Below are 20,522 nucleotides of genomic sequence, written 5' to 3'. Positions count from 1 at the left end.
CCGCGGCGAGCGGCTACAGGCGCAGGAGGCGGTCGAGGTGCGCGCCGACGGCGTCGTCCTCGATCAGGAAGCCGTCGTGGCCGAAGGTCGAGGTGATCACGGCCACCTCGTCGCCGTCGATGTTCCCGGGGGCGTGCGTGGCGATGATCCGCTGCCCCTCGACGGGGAACAGCCGGTCGCTGTCGATGCCGAGCACGAGGGTCGGGCTGGTGATCCGCGAGAGCGCCTCGGCCTCGCCGCCGCGTCCGCGGCCGACGTCGTGCGAGTTCATCGCCTCGACGAGGGTGATGTAGCTGTTCGCGTCGAAGCGGCGGGTGAACTTGTTGCCGTGGAAGTCGAGGTAGGACTCGACGGCGAAGCGGCCGCCCCCGCCGAGCGGGTCGAGACCCGACTGCCAGCTGCGCTCGAAGCGGTCGTTGAGCTCGGAGGGGCTGCGGTAGTTGAGCAGCGCCATCCGCCGCGCGAGCGCGAGGCCGTGGTACGGGCCCTGGCCGTCGCCGGCGTCGTAGTAGGAGCCGCCCGCGAACCCGGCATCGTTGCGGATCGCCTCGAGCTGCACGAAGTTCAGCGCGATCTGGTCGGCCGTGGCGCGCGGGGGAGCGGCGAGCACGGCGAGGCGGGCCACCCGCTCCGGATGCTCGATCCCCCACTCGAGCGCCTGCATCCCGCCCATCGAGCCGCCGATGACGGTGTGCCAGCGGTCGATCCCGAGGAGGTCGGAGAACAGCACCTGCGCGCGGACCTGGTCGCGGATGCTGGTGTACGGGAAGCGCGCAGCCCACTCGTGCCCGTCGGGGGCGAGGGAGGCGGGGCCGGTCGTGCCCTGGCAGCCGCCCAGCATGTTGGGCGCCACGACGAAGAAGCGGTCGGTGTCGATCACCTTCCCGGGGCCGACGAGTCCCGACCACCAGCCGTCGGTGGCGTGGCCGCGGTCGCCCCGCCCGAGCAGGTGCGAGTCGCCGGTCAGCGCGTGCAGCACGAGCACGGCGTTGTCCCCGGCGGGCGAGAGCTCGCCCCACGACTCGTAGGCGAGGCGCAGGTGCGGGAGGTGTCCGCCCGCCTCGAAGTCGAAGGGGCCGGCGTCGAGGAACCGGCGGTGGCCGGGGTGGTCGCCGTCCCGCCAGGCGCCGGTCGCGGGCGGCTTGCCGATCACGGAGCGGAGCTGGCGCTCGGTGATGAAGGCCGACGGGACGGTGTCCTCGGGTGTCTGCTGCCAGTCCATAGCGTGGTCCATCGTGTCACGGCGTGCCGACGGCCCGCCCTTTGTTACGCCCGCCTCCGCTCCGCGTGCAGAACGGACGAGGCCCCGCGCAGGATCGGGGCCCCGTCCGTTCTCGAGCGACTCAGGCGTTGGCGCGCGACGCCTCCACGACGGCACGCGCGGCCTGCAGCGCCTGAGCGAGGTCGGCGCGCAGGTCGTCGATGCTCTCGAGGCCGACCGACAGGCGCACCAGGCCCGGCGTGACGCCGGCGGTGAGCTGCTGCTCCGGGCTGAGCTGCGAGTGCGTGGTCGAGGCGGGGTGGATCACCAGCGAGCGCACGTCGCCGATGTTCGCGAGGTGCGAGAACAGCGAGAGGGAGTCGACGAACGCGCGACCCGCGTCCACCCCGCCCTTGAGCTCGAACGAGAGCACCGCGCCGACGCCCTTGGGCGCGTAGTGGTTCGCGGCCGCGTACCACGGCGAGGTCGGCAGGCCCGAGTAGTTCACGGTCGCGATGTCGGGGTGGTTCTCGAGGTACTCGGCGATCTCCTGCGCGTTCTGCACGTGGCGCTCGATGCGCAGCGACAGCGTCTCGATGCCCTGGATCAGCTGCCAGGCGCTCGCCGGGGCGATGGAGGCGCCGAGGTCGCGGAGGAGCTGCACGCGCGCCTTGATGATGTAGGCGAGGGAGTCGCCCACCGCCGCGGTGTAGACGGCGCCGTGGTACGACTCGTCGGGCGTGGTCAGCCCGGGGAAGCGGTCGGCGTTCGCCGTCCACGAGAAGGTGCCGCCGTCGACGATCGCGCCGCCGATGACGGTGCCGTGGCCGCCGAGGAACTTGGTCGCCGAGTGCACGATGATGTCGGCGCCGTGCTCGAAGGGGCGGATGAGGTAGGGCGTCGCGATCGTGTTGTCGACGATCAGCGGCACCCCCGCCGCGTGGGCGACGTCGGCGACCGAGCGGATGTCGAGGATGTTGATCTTGGGGTTGCCGATGGTCTCGGCGAAGAAGAGCTTGGTGTTCGGGCGGACGGCCCGGCGCCACTCCGCCTGGTCGTCCTGGTTCTCGACGAAGGTCGTCTCGATGCCCAGCTTGGCCAGTGTGTACTTGAAGAGGTTGTAGGTGCCGCCGTAGATCGACGAGGACGACACGATGTGGTCGCCCGCCTGCGCGATGTTGAGCACCGCGGCGGTCTCGGCCGCCTGGCCGGAGGCGAGCAGCAGCGCTCCCGATCCGCCCTCGAGCGCGGCGAGGCGCTCCTCGACGACGGCCTGCGTCGGGTTCTGGATGCGGGTGTAGATGTTGCCGAACTCGGCGAGCGCGAACAGGTTCTTCGCGTGCTCGGCGTTGTCGAAGACGTACGACGTGGTCTGGTAGATCGGGGTCGCGCGAGCCTTGGTGACCGGGTCCGGAGCGGCTCCCGAGTGGATCTGCTTGGTCTCGAACTGCCACTGGGTCGGGTCGGTCATGGTGCGTCCAATCGGTTCGTCGAAGTCTGCGGGTGGAGGCCGTTCTCCGCCGCGACGAGCCTAGGCGCGGCCGTCGGGGCGGTCGAGGGCACCCGACACACGCGGTAATCCGGTCAGCGGTGCCCCGGCCCGGGCTCCCGCACGTCGCGCTTCGACCCCGTCGGGTCGGCGCGGCGGGGCCGCTCCGGACGCTCGTCGGCCACGGGGGCGAACAGCCAGTCGGCGCGCGGCTCGACCAGCTTGTGGAACACGGTGCGCGGCCAGCCGAGCGAGAGCACCACCGAGACGAGCACGCAGAAGACGATCACCGCGATCAGCGCGAACGTGCTGTCGGCCTCCGAGAGGATCCCCGACTCGCGCAGCGGGTAGAGGACGAAGCTGTGCAGCAGGTACACGTACATCGTCGACTGACCCCACGTGGTCAGGGCGCTGCGCGAGCGCGGGACCAGGCTGAAGAAGGCGAGCGAGAGCGCGACCGCCGTCAGCATCAGCCCCAGGCGCACGAGGCCCGCCCACCACTCCGTCTCGCCGAGAGCGTCGTAGGGGCGGTCGTAGAAGAACCAGTAGCGCAGGTCCGCGGCGCGGAACGCCTCGATGTTGACGGTCATCACGAGGACGGTGACCGCGAACAGCGCCGCAGCCGCGACGCGCCAGGCGAGCAGCTGGGCCGGCCGCAGGTCGAGCCAGCGGTCGATGAGCGGAGTCCCGCCGAGCGTCCAGGTGCGCAGCCGCCAGCCGAAGACGAAGAAGGGGAGGATCCCGATCGCTCGCGCCAGCGAGAACGTCGAGTCGATGTTGTCGTAGTAGCTGACGCCGACGGCCAGCGCGACGCTGATCAGCAGAGGCCAGCGCAGCAGCGCCAGATAGGGGAGGACGAGCCGGAAGATCCCGAGCGCGAGCAGGAACCAGAGCGTCCAGCTGGGCTTGGTCGGGTTGAACTCCTGCTTGCCCTCGACGGCGAACTGCACCAGCGTCCAGACCGTCTCCATGATCAGGTAGGGCAGCAGGATGTCGGTCATCACCCGGCGCATGGTGCGGGTGCTCGGCGGTCCGCTCTTCGAGAAGTAGCCCGAGATGATCGCGAACGCCGGCATGTGGAAGGCGTAGATCGTCAGATAGACGATGAGCGACACGTCGGACTGCGAGGTGAGGCGCTGGATGCCGTGCCCGATCACCACGAGGGTCACGCAGACGAACCGCGCGTTGTCCCAGAGGGGGACGCGGCGCTTCGGGTGAGCGGCGACCGCGCCCGTGGCGGGAGCGGGGTCGGCGGGCTGCATGCGGTCAGGCTAGCGTTGGGCGGGACGACGGAGTCGGTGGTGCCGGAGGCTTGACGGAAGGGGACGATCGTGGTTCGACGCGTCGTCGTGACAGGAGCGAGTTCAGGGATCGGTGCGGCCACGGTCCGCCTGTTCCGCGACCACGGCTGGGAGGTCGTCGCCGTCGCGCGCCGCCGCGAGCGTCTCGAGGCGCTCGCCGCCGAGACCGGCTGCGAGCCGTTCGTCGCCGACCTGACCGATGCCGCGCAGGTCGATGCACTCCGCGATCACCTCGCCGCGACCGGCCCCGTGCACGCCCTCGTCAACAACGCGGGCGGCGCCCTCGGGCTCGACTCGGTCGAGGCGTCCGACCCGTCCGACTGGACGCGCATGTTCGAGATCAACGTCCTCTCGGTGAAGCTGGTGACGAGCGCGCTGCTGCCGCTGCTGCGCGCGGGGATCGCCGACACCGGCTCCGAGGGATCGGCCGACATCGTCACCGTCACCTCCATCGCCGGCCACGTCGCGTACGAGGGCGGCGGCGGCTACAACGCCGCGAAGTTCGCCGCGCACGCCCTGGTGGCCGTCCTCCGGCTCGAGCTCGCGGGCGAGCCGATCCGGGTCATCGAGATCGCACCGGGGATGGTGCACACCGACGAGTTCTCGCTCGTGCGCTTCGGCGGCGACCGCGCCCGGGCCGACGCCGTCTACGCCGAGGTGCCGGCCCCGCTGGTGGCCGAGGACGTCGCGGCGGCGATCGTCTCCTCCGTCGAGCTGCCCGCGCACGTCAACCTCGACCTGGTGACGATCAAGCCGGTGGCGCAGGCGGCCCCGCACAAGGTCGCCAAGGGGACGCTCGCTCCGAAGGCCTGATCGGGGCCGGGACGGGATGTGACGCGGAGGGTCGCGACGCCCTAGCCTGTCCCTCATGGTTTCCGACGCCGACGACTCAGCCGACCTCCTCGCCGCCACGGAGAAGGAGGTCCTCGGCTGGCTCGAGTTCGGCGACGCCGCTCGCCACCTCGCCGACGACGTGGTCGCCTCCGGCTACCGGCCCGAGCTCGTCGTCGCGATCGCCCGCGGCGGTCTCCTCCTCGCAGGCGCGATCGCCTACGCCCTCGGGATCAAGAGCTGCGGCGCGCTGAACGTCGAGTTCTACACCGGTGTCGAGGCGCGGCTGGCCGAGCCCGTCGTGCTCCCGCCCCTGCTCGACGAGGCGTCGGTGCGCGGGAAGCGCATCCTGCTCGTCGACGACGTGTCCGACTCCGGGCACACCCTCGCGCTCTCGGTGAAGCTGATCCGAGCGATGGGCGCCGAGGTGCAGACCGTCACGCTGTACACCAAGCCGCGCACGGTCCTCGAGCCCGACTTCTTCTGGCGCCGCACTCCGCGCTGGATCGTCTTCCCCTGGTCGGCCCTGCCCCCGGTCGCCGGAGCACTCGCCGAGGACGACGAATGAGCGTCCACCTGATCGGCGGCGGTGGCGGCGCCGAGCACGACGCGCAGCTCTACTCCGCGTTCCTCGCCGAGGCCAGGACGCACGCCGTGGACGCGGGCCGCATCGAGGGGCCGCGCATCGCGATCGTGGTCGTGCACGACGGTCTCGGGTCCGAGGCCTACGCCCACTACTCCACGATGCTCGCCGCGGTGGGGCCGCTCGAGCCGGTCGCCGTGCTCAAGCCCGAGGGCGGTCGCATCGACCCCGCGGTCTTCGACGGCATCGACGGCGTCTTCGTCGGGGGAGGTCTGACGCCCGCGTTCCGAGACGCCCTCGAGCCCTCGTTCGCCACGCTGCGCGACCTCGTCTCCGCCGGTCTGCCCTACGCCGGGTTCTCGGCGGGGGCCGCCATCGCGGCCGACCGCGCGATCGTCGGCGGGTTCCGCGTCGGCGGTGTCGCGGTCGCTCCGGAGCAGGCCGCCGAGGAGCTCGACGAGGTGACCGTCCTCGAGGGCATCGGCCTCGTCGACGTCTCGATCGAGGTGCACGCCGCGCAGTGGGGCACCCTCGGGCGCCTCGTCGCCGCCGTCGAGGCGGGACTGGTCGACGGGGGAGTCGCGATCGACGAGTCGACCGTGCTCACGGTCGGCACCGGCGCGCTCCAGGTGCGCGGCGCGGGCTCCGTCTGGCGCGTCAGCGGCGGCTCGGCGGGGGTCGTCGTCGCGACGCTCGCCGCGAACTGACCCGATGGACCTGCAGGAGCTCGCCGGAGCGGGACTGATCGATCGGGGCTGGGCCGAGGCGCTCGCGCCCGTCGGCCCGGACATCGCGCGGATGGGCGACTTCCTGCGTGGCGAGGTGGCGGCGGGGCGGCAGTACCTCCCCGCGGGCAAGGACGTGCTGCGCGCCTTCGCGGCGCCGCTCGCCGACGTCCGGGTGCTCGTCGTCGGTCAGGACCCGTACCCCACGCCCGGCCACCCGATCGGGCTGTCCTTCGCGGTCGCGCGGCACGTCCGCCCCGTCCCCCGGAGCCTGCAGAACATCTACCGCGAGCTGCACGACGACCTCGGCATCGCGACTCCCTCGCACGGCGACCTCGGCGACTGGACCCGGAACGGCGTGATGCTGCTCAACCGAGTGCTGACCGTCGCTCCCGGGGCGCCGGCCTCGCACCGCGGCAAGGGCTGGGAGGCGGTGACTGAGCACGCCATCCGGACGCTCGCGGCCCGCGACCAGCCGCTCGTGGCGATCCTCTGGGGCAGGGACGCGGCGAACCTGCGACCGCTCCTCGGCGACGCGGGCATCGTCGAGAGCGCGCATCCGAGCCCGCTGTCGGCCTCGCGGGGCTTCTTCGGCTCGCGGCCCTTCAGCCGGGCGAACGCGCTGCTCGCCGAGCGGGGCGCGGAGCCGGTCGACTGGAGCATCGCCGAGTGATGACGGTGTCGGCGCGGGAGCCCCGCACGCCGCTACGCTGACTCGGATCATCGGAGAGGGGAGCAGAAGATGCTTGAGGAAGAGTACGAGCAGCGCCGCGTCCTGCCGCCGCACCTGCGGAAGGCGCCGCCGCCCGAGCCGGACTTCTCGTTCGAGATCCGCGAGGCGCAGGAGCCCGATCTCCCCGACATCCGCGAGATCTACAACCACTACGTGCGCAACACGGTCGTCACCTTCGACGAGGACGACTCGACGCTGAAGGAGTGGCGGTCGAAGTTCCTCCGCAACCAGAAGCTCGGGCTCCCGTTCATCGTCGCGGTCTCGCCCTCGGGTCAGATCCTCGGCTACGCGATGGTGTCGCCGTGGTCGTCGAAGCGCGCGTACCGCTTCACGGTCGAGAACTCGATCTACCTGCGCGCCGCGTCGACCGGCAAGGGACTCGGCAAGGCGCTGATGGAGGAGCTGCTCGAGCGGTCGAAGGCCGTCGGCATCCGCCAGATCATGGCCGTCATCGCCGACAAGGGCGCGGAGGCGTCGCTCGGCATGCACGCGCGGTACGGCTTCGTCGAGGTCGGCCGGATGGGCCGCGTCGGCTTCAAGTTCGAGCGCTGGCTCAGCACCGTGCTGATGCAGAAGACCCTCAAGTAGGTGGGTCTCTCAGGAGAAGTCACCCCACCCGTGTGGCCCCTCCCTCGCTGATCGAGTAGCCCGCGCAGCGGGCGTATCGAGATCCACGTCGGCTAGAAGACCCGGTCAGGCGTCCGATCCACTGAAGCCGGTGGGTCTCGATACGCCCCTGCGGGGCTGCTCGACCAGCATGCGGGGCGACGGGCGCAGGTTGTTCCCTCACCACCGAGACGCAACGCGGCTTCGCCGCTCGATACGCCGCCTGCGGCGGCTACTCGACCAGCAGGCTTCGAGTGCCGACCCCACTCGCTGATCGAGTGACTCGCGCAGCGGGCGCATCGAGATCACCGGCATCGGAGGTCGAGGCCGCCGGTCGATCGGCCACACTGCGAATGCGCCGAACCGGCGGGGCGGCGTGAGGGCCCAGTCCTACACTTGTCGGCATGGAATGGCTCGTCCCGCTCATCATCGTCGTGGCCCTCGTCGTCGTCCTCGGGGTCTACCTCTGGGCGACCTACAACTCGCTCGTGACCCTCAACGTCCGCGTGGACGAGGCCTGGAGCGACATCACCGTCCAGCTCAAGCGGCGGGCCGATCTGATCCCCAATGTGATCGACTCCGTGAAGGGCTACGCCGCGCACGAGCGGCAGGTCTTCGAGTCGGTGACCCGTGCTCGCGCCGAGACCCTCTCGGCCGAGGGCCCCGCCGAGGCGTCCGTCGCCGAGGACCACATGCAGAAGGCGCTGCGCTCGATCTTCGCGGTGGCCGAGGCCTACCCGCAGCTGCAGGCGAGCCAGAACTTCCTCCAGCTGCAGGGCGAGCTGGTCGACACCGAGGACAAGATCCAGGCCGCGCGCCGCTTCTACAACGGCGGCGTGCGCGAGATGAACACCAAGGTGAAGGTGTTCCCCAACACGCTCTTCTCCCGTCGGCTCGGCTTCTCGGAGCGCGAGTTCTTCGAGGTCGGCGATCTCGCCGCGATCTCGGAGCCCCCGCGCGTCCAGTTCTAGAGGCGCGCGGTGTACAGCGCGATCGCGAGGAACAAGCGCAACACCGTCCTGATCCTCGTGCTCTTCCTGGCGATCATCGGCGGTCTCGGCGCGCTGGCCTCCGCGATCTACCGCAGCACCGCGATCGTCGTCGTCGTGCTGATCGTGGCCGCCGCGTACGCGGTGTTCCAGTACTTCTTCGCCGCGAGCCAGGCCGTCGCGATCAGCGGAGGCGTCCCGATCGAGAAGGCGGACGAGCCGCGGCTGTACCGCATCGTCGAGAACCTCTCGATCACGACCGGCACCCCGATGCCGAAGGTGTACCTGATCGATGACCCGGCTCCCAACGCGTTCGCCACGGGACGCGATCCCGAGCACGCGGTCGTCGCCGCGACCACGGGGCTCCTGGCGATCATGGACGACGCCGAGCTCGAGGGTGTCATGGCGCACGAGCTCGGGCACGTCCGCAACTACGACATCCGCGTCTCGATGATCGTCTTCGGCCTCGTCGTCGCCGTCGGCTTCCTGTCCGACGTCTTCCTCCGCTTCGCGTTCTTCGGCGGCAACCGCAACGGGAGCGGGGGCGGCGGCAACCCGATCCTGCTCGTCGTCGGCCTGGTCTCGCTGGTGCTCGCGCCGATCGTCGCCACCGTCGTCCAGCTCTCGATCTCGCGGCAGCGCGAGTACCTCGCCGACGCCACGAGCGCGCTCACCACGCGGCACCCCGACGCGCTGGCGAGCGCCCTGCTCAAGCTCGAGTCGGCGGGCCGGCCGATGCGCCGGCAGAGCACCTCGATGGCGCACCTCTGGATCGCCGACCCGGCCGAGCCGAGCGCGATCTCGCGTCTGTTCGCCACGCACCCGCCGATCGCCGACCGCGTGGCGCGCCTGAGCGAGATGGGCTCGCGCTTCTAGAGACCTCTAGATGTCGTACTCCTCGGCCGGCCCCGGCACCGGAGTGGGTGCCGCGAGCGGACCGCCGTCGAGCGTCGTGAGGTACTCCGCGAACACCGGCGCGGGATCGGTGCCCGTGGCGACCGCGTCGACGAGCGCCCGTCGGACCAGGGCGAGCACGACGGTGGCGAGCACGGCGGCGCGCGGGAACGAGGCGGGGCCGAGGCTCATCCGCTCGGCGATGCTCGGGGTGAGGGCGGCCTCGCCGTCGTGCAGCGACTGCGCCCAGACCGCCCGCATCGCGGGGGTCTCGGTGAGCAGCGGGATGAGCCGGAGGGTGCGCTCGAGCTGCCGGCCCGATGCCGCGGCGGCGAAGGCCGCGCCGAGTGCGGTGTTCAGCGGCTCGGAGGCGGGACGCGCTGTCAGAGCGCGTCCCATGGCCGCGATCGCCGCGTAGAGGACGGGACGGACGCAGTCCTCCTTGCCGCCGAGGTAGCGGTGGAAGGTGCGCAGCGAGATCCCGGCCGCATGGGCGAGATCGATCGAGCTGACGCCCTTGACGGTTCCGCGCTCGAGGAGGAGGGCGACGCACTTCTCGGAGAGGGCGAGCGCGATCGTCCCCTGACGCTGCGGCGTCGCCGCGCTCATTCGACCACCTCCGCGTGGTGGAGCGACAGTGCGGCCGAGAGTGCCGGGGCGAGCGTGCCGCGGCCGACGACGTCGACCGCGTCGAGTCCCTGCCACCGAGCCGCCTCGACGAGCAGAGCGGCGAGCCTCTCGGCGGTGTCGGCGGGAGCGCCGGGCTCGAGCCAGGCGGCCTGGACGCGGAGCATCTTCTGCTGACGGTCGCTCTTGAGGTCGATCCGCGCCGCGATCACGTCGTCGAGCAGCACCGGCAGCACGTAGTAGCCGTGCACCCGCTGGGCGGCCGGCGTGTAGATCTCGATCCGGTAGTGGAAGCCGAAGAGGAGCTCGGCCCTCGGGCGGTGCCAGACCACGGGATCGAAGGGGGAGAGGAGCGCGTCGGCGCGGAGGGCGCGCGGGCGCCGGGCCGCGGTGTGCAGCCAGAGCGGCACGGGCCGGCCCGAGCGCTCCCAGCCGCGGACCTCGACCGGCACCAGCTCACCCGCATCGACGAGATCGCGCACGGCCGCGAGGGTCGGCGCCTTGAGGAGCCGGTGGTAGTCGGCCAGATCGCCGAGGGTGCCGATGCCGTGCGCGACGGCGGCGCGCCGCACCAGCTCGCGGATCGCGTCGTCGGTCGAGACCTCGGCGTCGAGGACCTCGCGGGGGAGGGCCTGCTCGGCGAGCGCGTAGGAGCGCTCGAAGCGCGTGCGCCCTGCGCTCACCACCTCGCCCCAGCGGAACAGCACCTCGAGCCCGCGCTTCATGTCGGACCAGCCCCACCACGGGCCGGTGCGGACGTTGGCCTCGTGCTCGATCTCGGAGGCGCGCAGCGGCCCGTCGGCGAGCGCCGCCCGCAGCCAGTCGAGGGTCGCGCGGTTCTCGGCCGCCCAGCCCTCGTGCTCGGGGAGCCCGACGCGGCGGTAGTGCTCCATCCGCCAGCGGTAGAGCGGGACGTCGGCCCGGCGGATCAGCGCGGCCTCGTGCGCCCAGTACTCGAGGTAGTGGCCCTTCGGCGAGAACGCGACGGCGTCGAGCTGCGCGCGATCGTAGGCGCCGAGGCGGGCGAGGACGGGGAGGTAGTGGCTCCGCTCGAAGACGTTGACCGAGTCGAGCTGCAGCGGCCGGATCCGGTCGATCACCCCGAGGATCTGCCGTGTGCCGACCCGGGGCGGCCTCGCGGCGCCGAAGCCCTGCGCGGCCAGGGCGATGCGGCGCGCGAGCGCGGGAGTGAGCTGCTCGGTCATGGTGCCCCACGCTAGCGAACGCCTCCGACATCGGCCGTTCCGGAGGATCCCGCCCCGCCGCCGGATGTTCCCATCCGGTTCACCTGGGCATCCCCGTCTCGTCGCGAGGCACTCCTAGGTTTCCGGAGGCGACCCGCCGGGTCCGCCCACCCGACTCCTGGAGGACTCTTGAAGATCCAGCGCTTCCCGCGCGCAGGCGCGCTCGCTGCCGCGACCGCCGCACTCGCCCTCACCCTGACCGCCTGCTCCGGCGACGCCGGGGCCTCCTCCGACGCGTCGTCCATCGACGCCTCGACCGCCACCTCGGCCGCCGACGTCGGCGGTCTCGACGCTCTGGTCGAGGCCGCGAAGGCCGAGGGCGAGCTGAACGTCATCGCCCTGCCCGACAACTGGGCCAACTACGGCGAGCTCATCTCGGGCTTCGAGGACGAGTACGGGATCACCGTCAACTCCGCCGACCCCGACGTCTCGTCGGCCGAGGAGATCAGCACCGCGAAGAACCTCGCCGGGCAGGACACCGCGCCCGACGTCTTCGACCTCGGTGCCGCCGTCGCGCTCGCCAACACCGACATGTTCGCGCCGTACCAGGTCGAGACCTGGGACGACATCCCGGACGAGAACAAGGAGGAGACCGGCCTCTGGGTGAACGACTACACCGGCCTGATGTCGATCGGCTACGACGCCGAGGCCGTCCCCGAGCCCGCGTCGCTCGACGACCTGCTCGGAGCCGACTTCCGCGGTTCCGTCGCGATCAACGGCGACCCGACCCAGGCGGGAGCCGCGGCGGCCGCGGTCCAGCTCGCCGCCGTCCAGTCCGGCGGCTCGGCCGACGACATCCAGCCGGGCATCGACTTCTTCGAGAAGCTCAACGACGCCGGCAACTTCCTCCCGCTCGACCCGACCGACGCGACCATCGCCTCCGGCGAGACCCCCGTCGTCTTCGACTGGAGCTACAACAACCTCGCCGCCGCGAAGACGAACGAGGGCACCCGCGAGTGGACCACCACCGTCCTCCCCGGCACCGCCGTCGGCAGCTACTACAACCAGGCCGTGAACGCCGACGCGCCGCACCCGGCCGCCGCGCGCCTCTGGCAGGAGTACCTCTACTCCGACGCTGCGCAGAACCTCTACCTCGCGGCCGGTGCGTACCCGGTGCGCCTGGCGGCGATGGTCGACGCCGGCACGGTCGACCAGGACGCGCTCGACGCCGTCGGTGCGGCTCCGGCCGACCTCGTCCAGTTCACGTCCGAGCAGACCGAGGCCGCCTCGGCGCTGCTGGCCGAGAAGTGGGCCGCGGCGATCCAGTGACGTCCGACTCCGTCCGCGCCGTCTCCGGGGCCTCGGCGCCCCGGAGGCGGCGCGGCCTCCCCGAGACTCTCGGAGTCGCGCCGTTCGCGGTCTACGTCCTGCTGTTCCTCGCGGTGCCCACCGTGCTCGCGGTCGGCACCGGCTTCGTGGACGGCGATGGCCGACCGACTCTCGCCAACGTCGCCGCGCTCGGCGACCCGGTCGTGCTGTCGGCGTTCGGCGCCTCCCTCGGCCTCTCGGCCCTCACGGCGGTCGTCGGCGCGATCCTCGGCGCGATCATCTGCCTGGCGCTCCTCGGCGCCGACCCCCGGGGCCCCCTCCGCACGGTCGTCGACGCGGCGGCCAGCGTGCTCGCGCAGTTCGGAGGCGTCATGCTCGCCTTCGCGTTCATCGCGACCATCGGCGTGCAGGGTCTGGTCACCAGCCTCCTCGCGGGCGTCGGCGTCGACCTCTACGCCGACGGCGTCTGGCTCTACCAGATGCCCGGACTCGTGCTGCCCTACCTCTACTTCCAGGTGCCGCTGATGGTGCTCACCTTCCTGCCCGCGCTCGAGGGGCTGCGGCCCGAGTGGGCCGAGGCCAACGCGGTGCTCGGCGGAGGCGCGCTGAGCTACTGGTGGCGCGTCGCGGTGCCCGTGCTCGCCCCCTCCTTCCTCGGCTCGGTCCTGCTGCTCTTCGCCAACGCGTTCTCGTCGTTCGCGACGGCCGCCGCTCTGATCAGCCAGGGAGCGCAGATCGTGCCGCTGCAGATCCGCGCGGCGCTGGTCAGCGAGACCGTCCTCGGCCGCGAGAACCTCGCCGGGGCGCTCGCGCTCGGGATGCTCGTCGTGATGATCGTGCTGATGTCCGGCTACGCGCTGCTCCAGCGCCGCGCGCGGCGGTGGCAGCGATGAACCGGCGGCTCCTGTCCCGCGCGGTCCTGGTCGTCACCGGGCTCGTCTTCGCGGTGCCGCTGGTCGCGATGGCCGAGTTCACCCTCCGCGGCGCCGGCGGCTACGACCTCTCGCACTGGACGGCGATCCTCGACCCCGAGAACGAGCGCGGCTACCGCGCCCTCTTCCAGGGCATCGGCAACTCGCTGATCCTCGCCGTCGTCACCGCGCTGATCGTGCTGGTCCTGCTGGTGCCGACGATGCTGCTGGTCGAGATCCGCCTGCCGCGCCTGCGCCGGGTGCTCGAGCTGGTCTGCCTGCTGCCGCTCACCGTCCCCGCGATCGTGCTCGTCGTCGGGCTGGCCCCGGTCTACTCCGTGGTGACCCGACTCGTCGGCTCGGCGCCGTGGACGCTCGCGCTGGCTTACGGCGTGCTCGTGCTGCCCTACGCGTACCGCGCGATCGCCGCGGATCTCGCCGGGCTCGACGCGGTCACCCTCTCGGAGGCGGCCCGCTCCCTCGGCGCCGGCTGGTTCGGCGTGCTCACCCGGGTGCTGCTCCCGAACCTGCGGCGCGGGCTGGTCGCCGCCGCGCTCATCACCGTCGCGGTGGTGCTCGGCGAGTACACGATCGCGTCCCTGCTCAGCCGCACGACGCTCCAGACCGGGCTCGTGCAGGTGTCGAAGTCGGACGCCTACGTCGCCGTGATCTTCTCGCTCCTCTCCCTCCTCTTCGCGTTCGCGCTCCTGCTCGGGATCGGCCGCCTCGCGCGGATCGGCCTGCCGCTCGCCGACCGCGCCCCGTCGAAAGGCACCTCGTGACCACCTCCGCCCCGGGAGCGCGCGTGCGCTTCGTCGACGTCGCCCGGCACTACGGCACCGCCCGCGCCCTCGACGGGGTCTCGTTCGACGTGGCGCCGGGCGAGTTCATCGCCCTCCTCGGCCCGTCCGGCTGCGGCAAGACCACGGCGCTGCGGGCGCTGAGCGGGCTCGAGCGGATCGACTCCGGCCGCATCCTGGTCGACGAGGACGATGTCGCCGACGTGCCGGTCGCCCGCCGCGACATGGGCATGGTCTTCCAGTCGTACTCGCTCTTCCCGCACCTCCGGGCACGCGAGAACGTCGAGTTCGGCCTGCGCACCCGCGGAGTCGCCGCGCGCGAGCGCCGCGTCCTCGCCCAGGAGTCGCTCGACCTGGTCGGGCTCGGCGCGCTCGGCGACCGCTACGCGCATCAGCTCTCGGGCGGTCAGCAGCAGCGCGTCGCGCTCGCCCGCGCGCTCGTGACGCGGCCGCGGGTGCTCCTGCTCGACGAGCCGCTGTCGGCGCTCGACGCCAAGGTGCGGGTGCAGCTGCGCGACGAGATCCGCCGCATCCAGACCGAGATCGGCATCACCACCTTCTTCGTCACGCACGATCAGGAGGAGGCCCTCGCGGTCGCCGATCGCGTCGCCGTGATGAACGCCGGCCGCATCGAGCAGCTCGGCGCCCCGGAGGACCTCTACGCGCGCCCGTCGACGTCGTTCGTCGCGCACTTCGTCGGGCTCTCCAACTCCGTCGCGGGCTCGGTGTCGGGCGGAGCCGTGGCCGTCCTGGGCTCCCGCGTGCCGCTGGTCGACCCGAGCGTCGCCGACGGAGCGGTGTCGGCCTTCCTCCGTCCGGAGGACATCGACATCGTGCCCGAGGCGACACCCGGAGCGCTGCCGGCGGTGGTCGTCTCCTCCAGCTTCCTCGGCCCGGTCCGCCGCTCGACGGTGCGCACCGAGCAGGGGGAGGAGCTCGTCGTCCAGCACTCGGCCGGCCAGCGGCTCGAGCCGGGGGAGCGGGTCGGGCTCGTGCTGGCGCTGCGCCCCGTCGCCGTCCGCGCCCTATCGTGACCGGCGCCGATTCCTCACGCGGAATGCACCGGGGATTAGTCTGAGCAGATGAGAATCGGCAGGTCCCGCCGCACCTCCGGCTCGCGCGCCGTCGACAGCGCTCCGCGCGTCGTCCGGAGCAGCCCGGCCGATGCCGATGCCGGGTTCGTGACCGACGGCATGCGCATCGCGGGAGCCTGGGCCTGGCGCCTGCTCGTCGTGGTCGCCGCGCTCGCCGTCCTCGCGCTGCTCGTGATCGAGCTGCGCATCATCGTCATCCCCCTGCTCCTCGCGGTCGTGATCGCGGCACTGCTCGTGCCCTTCTCCTCGTTCCTGCAGCGGCACCACTGGCCCAAATGGGCGGCGATCGCGGTGTCCGAGATCGGCCTCCTGGTCGTCGTCGGCGGCCTGCTCTTCCTCGTCGTCACCCAGGTCTACTCGGGCTTCGACGACCTCAGCCGGCAGACCGTGCAGTCGTACGACGACTTCAAGGCGTGGCTGCTCGACGGCCCGCTGCACCTGACCGAGGGCGACATCAACCAGTACGCGCAGCAGGCGCTCGACGCGCTGCAGCAGGACTCGGGGATGCTCGTCAGCGGAGTCGTCAGCGTCGGCGCGACCGTCGGCCACCTCCTCGCGGGCGTGCTGCTGACCCTCTTCTCGACGCTCTTCATCCTGATCGACGGGCCCAACATCTGGAGCTGGGTCGTCCGGCTCTTCCCTCGTCGGGCCCGTCCCGCGGTCGACGGTGCCGGCCGCGCGGGGTGGATCACCCTCACGAACTTCGTGAAGGTCCAGATCCTGGTCGCGTTCGTCGACGCCGTCGGCATCGGCCTCGGCTCGTTCCTCCTCGGAGTCCCGCTGGCGATCCCGATCGGCGTCCTGGTGTTCCTCGGCTCGTTCGTGCCGGTCATCGGCGCCGTCGTGACGGGCGCCCTCGCCGTCTTCATCGCCCTGGTCTACAACGGGCCGGTCGTCGCGCTCATCCTGCTGCTCGTCGTCCTCGGCGTGCAGCAGCTCGAGGGCCACATCCTCCAACCGCTCATCATGGGCTCGGCGGTCAAGGTGCACCCGCTGGCCGTGGTGCTCGCCGTCGCCGGAGGATCGATCGTCGCCGGCATCGCGGGCGCCTTCTTCGCGGTGCCCTTCGTCGCGACCCTCAACGTCATGGTCAAGTACGTCGCGAGCGGTGCCTGGCGCTCGCAGCAAACCCCTCAGAGAGCAGCCGCAGAGCATGCAGACTAGCCGCGTCGTCGGTCCCACCCTCCACGAGTTCGAGGCGGCCCGAACCGTCATCGCCCCCGTGATCGCCTCCACCCCGATGGAGACGAGCAACTTCCTCGCCGAGGTGCTGGGCTCGCCCGTGTTCCTCAAGTGCGAGAACCTCCAGCGGACGGGGTCCTACAAGATCCGCGGGGCGGTCTTCCGCCTCTCGCGCCTGTCCCCGGAGGAACGTGCCCGCGGAGTCGTCGCCGCCTCCGCCGGCAACCACGCGCAGGGCGTCGCCTTCGCCGCGCGCGAGCTCGGCATCGAGGCGACGATCTTCATGCCGATCGGAGTCGCGCTGCCCAAGCTCTCGGCGACCCGCGACTACGGCGCCGAGGTCGTGCTGAGCGGCCACATCTTCAACGAGGCACTCGCGGCCGCGGCCGAGTTCGCCGAGCGCACCGGAGCCGTCTTCGTGCCGCCGTACGACCACCCCGACGTGATCACCGGCCAGGGCACCCTCGGCCTCGAGATCCTCGAGCAGGCCGAGGGCGTCGAGACGATCATCGTCCCCATCGGCGGAGGCGGCCTCATCGCCGGAGTCGCCTCGGCGGCGAAGCAGAAGGCCGCCCAGGAGGGGCGCACCCTGCGCGTCATCGGGGTCCAGGCCGCCAACGCCGCGCCGTACCCGCTGTCGCTCGCGAGCGGCGAGCCCACCGCCATCACGATCACTCCGACGATCGCCGACGGCATCGCCGTGGCCAAGCCCGGACTGCTGAACTTCGAGATCATCCGCGAGCTCGTCGACGAGGTGGTGACGGTCGAGGACGACGACATCGCCCGGGCGCTGCTCGTGCTGCTCGAGCGCGCGAAGCTCGTCGTGGAGCCGGCGGGCGCCGTCGGCATCGCCGCGATCCTCACCGGCAAGGTCCGCAACGCGGGGCGGACGGCCGTGATCCTCTCGGGCGGCAACATCGACCCGCTGATGATGGAGCGTGTGATCAGCCGCGGCCTCGCCGCCTCCGAGCGCTACCTCAAGATGAGCATCGGCCTGCCCGACCGGCCGGGACAGCTCGCGCGCATCGCCGAGCTGATCTCGGAGGCGAACGCGAACGTCGTCGAGGTGCTGCACACCCGCCACGGCCGCGGCCTGCAGATCAGCGAGGTCGAGCTCGAGATCAGCGTCGAGACCCGCGGCCCCGAGCACGCCGACCGCGTCCTCCAGGTGCTGACCGACGCCGGTTACCACCCGCGCCTCTCCAACGCCTGATCCGCCGGCCGCGGCCGCCATCCCGTAGGAGGGATGCTGCTGCCTGCTGCCTCGCTGATCGAGTAGCCCGCGCAGCGGGCGTATCGAGATCCACCAGCGTCAGAAGTCCGGATCAGAAGGCCGATCTGCTGACGCTGGTCGGTCTCGATACGCCCCTGCGGAGCTACTCGACCAGCAGGCCGGCGACTCGACTTCGCTTCTCGCGCCTCGTTCGATCGCTGATCGCGGCCTGGTGGTCCGTCCGCAAGGCGGAGGAGGAGGCGATACCGGCGGTATCGCGCCCGATGACAACGCCGCGGGAGGTGCTCGTTCGGACCCTGATCGCGGCCTGGTGGTCCGTCCGCAAGGCGGAGGAGGAAGCGATACCGGCGGTATCGCGCCCGACGACAACGCCGCGGACGGACCACCAGGACGGGATCAGCGGGTCAGTGGCCGTTCCAGGTCTCGACGTTGACGACCTTCACCGTGATCTCGCGGCCGGTGGGGGCGGTGAAGCTCGTCGAGTCGCCGACCTTCAGGTCCATGATCGCCGCGCCGAGCGGGCTCTGGGGGCTGTAGACGTCGAGGTCGCTCTCGCCGGCCATCTCGCGGTTGCCGAGGAGGAACCGCGACTCGTCGCCCGCGATCTCGGCGGTGATGATGGTGCCCGCCTCCACGACTCCGTGGCTCTCGGGCGGCGTGCCGATCTCGGCGTAGCGGATCAGCGCGGTGAGCTGGCGGATCCGCGCCTCCATCTTGCCCTGCTCCTCCTTGGCGGCGTGGTAGCCGCCGTTCTCCTTCAGGTCGCCCTCCTCGCGGGCGATCTCGATCCGCTTCGCGATCTCCTCGCGTCCGGCGGTGGACAGCTCGGCGAGCTCCGCCTGGAGGCGGTCGAACGACTCCTGGGTCATCCAGGTGACCTCGGGCTGGTCTGCCACGGTGGGCTCCTCACGTGACGGCCGCTGTCGCGGGGCCGGACGTGGCCGTTAGAGCGCATAGGCGCCCGGCGGCCGTGTCGGCCGAGGTCCGGCGGCGGTGGAAAAGACAAGGCCCCGACGAGTCCGTCAGGGCACCCGGCAACCCTACGGGAGCCAGCAGGACGAGATCAAACCTGTCGTGGCCAGCTCGGTGGTCCGCACGGTCTCGGTGAACGAGCGGAACCGCTCCGTCGAGGCGGGGTACTCGACGACGAGCCAGCCGACCACGGCCGACTGCTCGTTCAGCGCCTGCACCGCGCAGGCGACCGCGGTGCCCGTGGGCGCGGTCAGATCGAACGACACCTCGACGGTCCGGTCGTCGACGACGGTGTGGGCCGTGTCCTGCGCGTCGACGCCGCCGCGTGCCCCGTCGAGCCCCGCCCAGGTCACCCAGGCGGCGAAGACGGCGACGAAGGCCAGGGCGACGCCGCCGAAGAGCCAGCGATTGCCGCGCCTCGTGCGGCCGTTCCGGCCGTAGCGGGAGGCGAGCGGACCCGCCGCGCGGACCTCGTCCGGGTCGAGCGACACGGCGTCGCTCGGCTCGGCGGTCTCGGACGTGCGGGCGGCCACGGAACTCCCCGGGTGTTGCGTCTACTCTGGACGGATGGCGCGGGCTCCGGTCGAGCCGCCGCGCCGCCCCCATTAAACCCCGAGGAATCGAGCGATCGTGTCCCAGGCCGTCGAGGTCTCCGTCGATTCGGAGGTGCGGGAGGCTCCGCGCCTCCTCGCCGTGCACGCCCATCCCGACGACGAGTCGAGCAAGGGCGCGGCGACGCTGGCCGCCTACGCCGATCGCGGCGCCGAGGTCATGGTCGTCTCGTGCACGGGAGGCGAGGAGGGGTCGATCCTCAACGAGGCCCTCGCCGCCCGCGCCCACGCCGAGCGCGACATCGGCGGCCTCCGCCGCTCCGAGATGGCCGCCGCTCAGGAGGCGCTCGGCGTCGAGCACACCTGGCTCGGCTTCGTCGACTCGGGGATGCCGGAGGACGGCGCCGTCAGCGCCTCCTCGTTCGCCGGCCTGCCGCTGCGGATCGCCGCCGCGCCGCTCGTGCGCCTCGTCCGCCGCTTCCGCCCGCACGTGATCATCAGCTACGACGAGAACGGCGGCTACCCGCACCCCGACCACATCCGCGCGCACCAGGTCGCCGTCGAGGCGTTCCGCGCCGCCGGGCTGGCGGAGGAGTACCCGGACCTCGGCGCGCCGTGGTCCGTCTCGAAGCTCTACTACGACCGCGTGTTCAGCAGCCAGAAGCTGCACGCGATCGCCGAGCACCTGCGCTCCCTCGACCCGGAGGACCCGCGGCTCGCGACGTTCGAGGAGATGAAGCGCTGGGGCGACGAGACGCCCTACCTCGCGACCACGCAGATCGTGATCTCCGGCTACCACGACCGTCGCGACGCCGCCCTCCGCGCCCACGCGAGCCAGGTCGCTCCCGACAACGCCTTCTTCTTCCTCCCGCACGAGGCGATCGACGCCGCCTGGCCGACCGACGACTTCCAGCTCATCGAGAGCCGCGTCGAGGCGCCGACCCCAGAGACCGATCTCTTCGCCGGAGTCGACCTCCGCGCCGACGCCGAGGTGACCGCATGATCGCCGCCGCCCTCTCCTCCGGGTTCGACACCGTCGCCTCCGCACTCCTCCGGGCTGCGGAGGCCACTCCGATGCCGACCCCCGGCCCCGAGTTCAACGAGGACACGGTCACCCCGGGCCTCTTCGGCTTCCTCACGATGTTCGTGATCGCCGGAGCCGTCGTCCTGCTCGCCCTCGACATGGTGCGCCGCGTGCGCCGCACCACCTACCGCGCCCAGGTGGCGGAGCGGCTCGACGCCGAGGAGCAGGAGCGCGACGCCTCCGAGCGCTGACGATCGGCCGG

At 71.8% G+C, this 20,522-nt stretch carries 22 protein-coding genes; 15 read left to right on the top strand and 7 right to left on the bottom strand.

Annotated elements, in window-relative coordinates; genetic code table 11:
• Window positions 1–13: 13 nt before the first annotated feature.
• The 3 genes from metX to GRS92_RS11840 all read right to left on the bottom strand — a co-directional run bounded on the left by metX (window position 14) and on the right by GRS92_RS11840 (window position 3,952).
• Complete coding sequence (metX, locus tag GRS92_RS11850; protein WP_159856541.1) at window positions 14–1,222, bottom strand: homoserine O-acetyltransferase MetX; 1,209 nt, start codon at window positions 1,220–1,222, stop codon at window positions 14–16.
• 121 nt (window positions 1,223–1,343) lie between these two features.
• On the bottom strand, window positions 1,344–2,672 hold the full coding sequence (locus GRS92_RS11845; protein WP_159856539.1) for a bifunctional o-acetylhomoserine/o-acetylserine sulfhydrylase: 1,329 nt from the start codon (window positions 2,670–2,672) through the stop codon (window positions 1,344–1,346).
• A 113-nt stretch (window positions 2,673–2,785) separates the two neighbouring features.
• Window positions 2,786–3,952 (bottom strand): acyltransferase family protein, encoded by a 1,167-nt coding sequence (locus tag GRS92_RS11840; RefSeq protein WP_159856537.1) that lies wholly within the window; start codon window positions 3,950–3,952, stop codon window positions 2,786–2,788.
• A 69-nt stretch (window positions 3,953–4,021) separates the two neighbouring features.
• On the opposite strand from GRS92_RS11840, the gene GRS92_RS11835 reads away from it, so the two are divergent.
• The 7 genes from GRS92_RS11835 to GRS92_RS11805 all read left to right on the top strand — a co-directional run bounded on the left by GRS92_RS11835 (window position 4,022) and on the right by GRS92_RS11805 (window position 9,334).
• On the top strand, window positions 4,022–4,804 hold the full coding sequence (locus tag GRS92_RS11835) for an SDR family oxidoreductase (RefSeq protein WP_235021978.1): 783 nt from the start codon (window positions 4,022–4,024) through the stop codon (window positions 4,802–4,804).
• A gap of 55 nt (window positions 4,805–4,859) precedes the next feature.
• Window positions 4,860–5,390, top strand: coding sequence for a phosphoribosyltransferase (locus GRS92_RS11830; protein ID WP_159856535.1), 531 nt, complete (start codon window positions 4,860–4,862; stop codon window positions 5,388–5,390).
• A complete protein-coding gene (locus GRS92_RS11825) occupies window positions 5,387–6,112 on the top strand; it encodes a Type 1 glutamine amidotransferase-like domain-containing protein (protein ID WP_159856533.1) in 726 nt (241 codons plus the stop codon). The genes GRS92_RS11830 and GRS92_RS11825 overlap by 4 nt, the downstream gene beginning before the upstream one ends.
• A gap of 4 nt (window positions 6,113–6,116) precedes the next feature.
• Complete coding sequence (locus GRS92_RS11820; protein WP_159856531.1) at window positions 6,117–6,803, top strand: uracil-DNA glycosylase; 687 nt, start codon at window positions 6,117–6,119, stop codon at window positions 6,801–6,803.
• Between the two features lie 69 nt (window positions 6,804–6,872).
• Window positions 6,873–7,451, top strand: a complete 579-nt coding sequence (locus tag GRS92_RS11815; protein WP_159856529.1) for a GNAT family N-acetyltransferase — start codon at window positions 6,873–6,875, stop codon at window positions 7,449–7,451.
• A gap of 422 nt (window positions 7,452–7,873) precedes the next feature.
• The gene (locus GRS92_RS11810) at window positions 7,874–8,440 is read left to right on the top strand and encodes a LemA family protein (protein WP_159856527.1); all 567 of its coding nucleotides are present in this window, start codon (window positions 7,874–7,876) and stop codon (window positions 8,438–8,440) included.
• Between the two features lie 9 nt (window positions 8,441–8,449).
• Window positions 8,450–9,334 (top strand): M48 family metallopeptidase, encoded by an 885-nt coding sequence (locus GRS92_RS11805; RefSeq protein ID WP_159856525.1) that lies wholly within the window; start codon window positions 8,450–8,452, stop codon window positions 9,332–9,334.
• A 6-nt stretch (window positions 9,335–9,340) separates the two neighbouring features.
• On the opposite strand, the gene GRS92_RS11800 is transcribed toward GRS92_RS11805, so the two are convergent.
• Together GRS92_RS11800 and GRS92_RS11795 are read right to left on the bottom strand one after the other, a co-directional pair.
• The gene (locus GRS92_RS11800) at window positions 9,341–9,961 is read right to left on the bottom strand and encodes a TetR/AcrR family transcriptional regulator (protein ID WP_159856524.1); all 621 of its coding nucleotides are present in this window, start codon (window positions 9,959–9,961) and stop codon (window positions 9,341–9,343) included.
• Window positions 9,958–11,184, bottom strand: a complete 1,227-nt coding sequence (locus tag GRS92_RS11795; RefSeq protein WP_159856522.1) for a winged helix-turn-helix domain-containing protein — start codon at window positions 11,182–11,184, stop codon at window positions 9,958–9,960. Before GRS92_RS11795 ends, GRS92_RS11800 begins: the two co-directional genes overlap by 4 nt.
• Window positions 11,185–11,358: 174 nt before the next feature.
• On the opposite strand from GRS92_RS11795, the gene GRS92_RS11790 reads away from it, so the two are divergent.
• The 6 genes from GRS92_RS11790 to ilvA are packed head-to-tail and all read left to right on the top strand — an operon-like array spanning window position 11,359 to window position 17,692.
• Window positions 11,359–12,492, top strand: a complete 1,134-nt coding sequence (locus GRS92_RS11790; protein WP_159856952.1) for an ABC transporter substrate-binding protein — start codon at window positions 11,359–11,361, stop codon at window positions 12,490–12,492.
• Window positions 12,489–13,385: an ABC transporter permease gene (locus tag GRS92_RS11785; protein ID WP_159856520.1), complete on the top strand. Its 897-nt coding sequence runs from the start codon at window positions 12,489–12,491 to the stop codon at window positions 13,383–13,385. Before GRS92_RS11790 ends, GRS92_RS11785 begins: the two co-directional genes overlap by 4 nt.
• Window positions 13,382–14,185: an ABC transporter permease gene (locus tag GRS92_RS11780; RefSeq protein ID WP_159856518.1), complete on the top strand. Its 804-nt coding sequence runs from the start codon at window positions 13,382–13,384 to the stop codon at window positions 14,183–14,185. Before GRS92_RS11785 ends, GRS92_RS11780 begins: the two co-directional genes overlap by 4 nt.
• Window positions 14,182–15,237 carry an ABC transporter ATP-binding protein gene (locus tag GRS92_RS11775; protein WP_159856516.1) on the top strand — a complete coding sequence of 352 codons (1,056 nt, stop codon included), beginning with the start codon at window positions 14,182–14,184 and terminating at the stop codon, window positions 15,235–15,237. The genes GRS92_RS11780 and GRS92_RS11775 overlap by 4 nt, the downstream gene beginning before the upstream one ends.
• 48 nt (window positions 15,238–15,285) lie before the next feature.
• On the top strand, window positions 15,286–16,461 hold the full coding sequence (locus GRS92_RS11770) for an AI-2E family transporter (RefSeq protein ID WP_159856514.1): 1,176 nt from the start codon (window positions 15,286–15,288) through the stop codon (window positions 16,459–16,461).
• The gene (ilvA, locus tag GRS92_RS11765; protein ID WP_159856512.1) at window positions 16,451–17,692 is read left to right on the top strand and encodes a threonine ammonia-lyase; all 1,242 of its coding nucleotides are present in this window, start codon (window positions 16,451–16,453) and stop codon (window positions 17,690–17,692) included. Before GRS92_RS11770 ends, ilvA begins: the two co-directional genes overlap by 11 nt.
• Before the next feature lie 425 nt (window positions 17,693–18,117).
• Here the strand turns inward: ilvA and greA are convergent, their stop codons facing one another.
• Together greA and GRS92_RS11755 are read right to left on the bottom strand one after the other, a co-directional pair.
• Window positions 18,118–18,609, bottom strand: coding sequence for a transcription elongation factor GreA (gene greA, locus GRS92_RS11760; protein WP_159856510.1), 492 nt, complete (start codon window positions 18,607–18,609; stop codon window positions 18,118–18,120).
• 144 nt (window positions 18,610–18,753) lie between these two features.
• Window positions 18,754–19,218 carry a DUF4307 domain-containing protein gene (locus tag GRS92_RS11755; protein WP_235021977.1) on the bottom strand — a complete coding sequence of 155 codons (465 nt, stop codon included), beginning with the start codon at window positions 19,216–19,218 and terminating at the stop codon, window positions 18,754–18,756.
• Window positions 19,219–19,315: 97 nt separating this feature from the next.
• On the opposite strand from GRS92_RS11755, the gene mca reads away from it, so the two are divergent.
• Both mca and GRS92_RS11745 read left to right on the top strand, forming a co-directional pair.
• Complete coding sequence (gene mca / locus GRS92_RS11750) at window positions 19,316–20,239, top strand: mycothiol conjugate amidase Mca (protein WP_235021976.1); 924 nt, start codon at window positions 19,316–19,318, stop codon at window positions 20,237–20,239.
• Window positions 20,236–20,511 (top strand): hypothetical protein, encoded by a 276-nt coding sequence (locus tag GRS92_RS11745; protein ID WP_159856509.1) that lies wholly within the window; start codon window positions 20,236–20,238, stop codon window positions 20,509–20,511. Before mca ends, GRS92_RS11745 begins: the two co-directional genes overlap by 4 nt.
• Window positions 20,512–20,522 lie beyond the last annotated feature (11 nt).

The sequence above is a fragment of the Rathayibacter sp. VKM Ac-2754 genome, assembly GCF_009807095.1.
GTDB lineage: Bacteria > Actinomycetota > Actinomycetes > Actinomycetales > Microbacteriaceae > Rathayibacter.
Note: the sequence above shows the minus strand (reverse complement) of the source record. Positions and strands in the feature narration are given on the sequence as shown.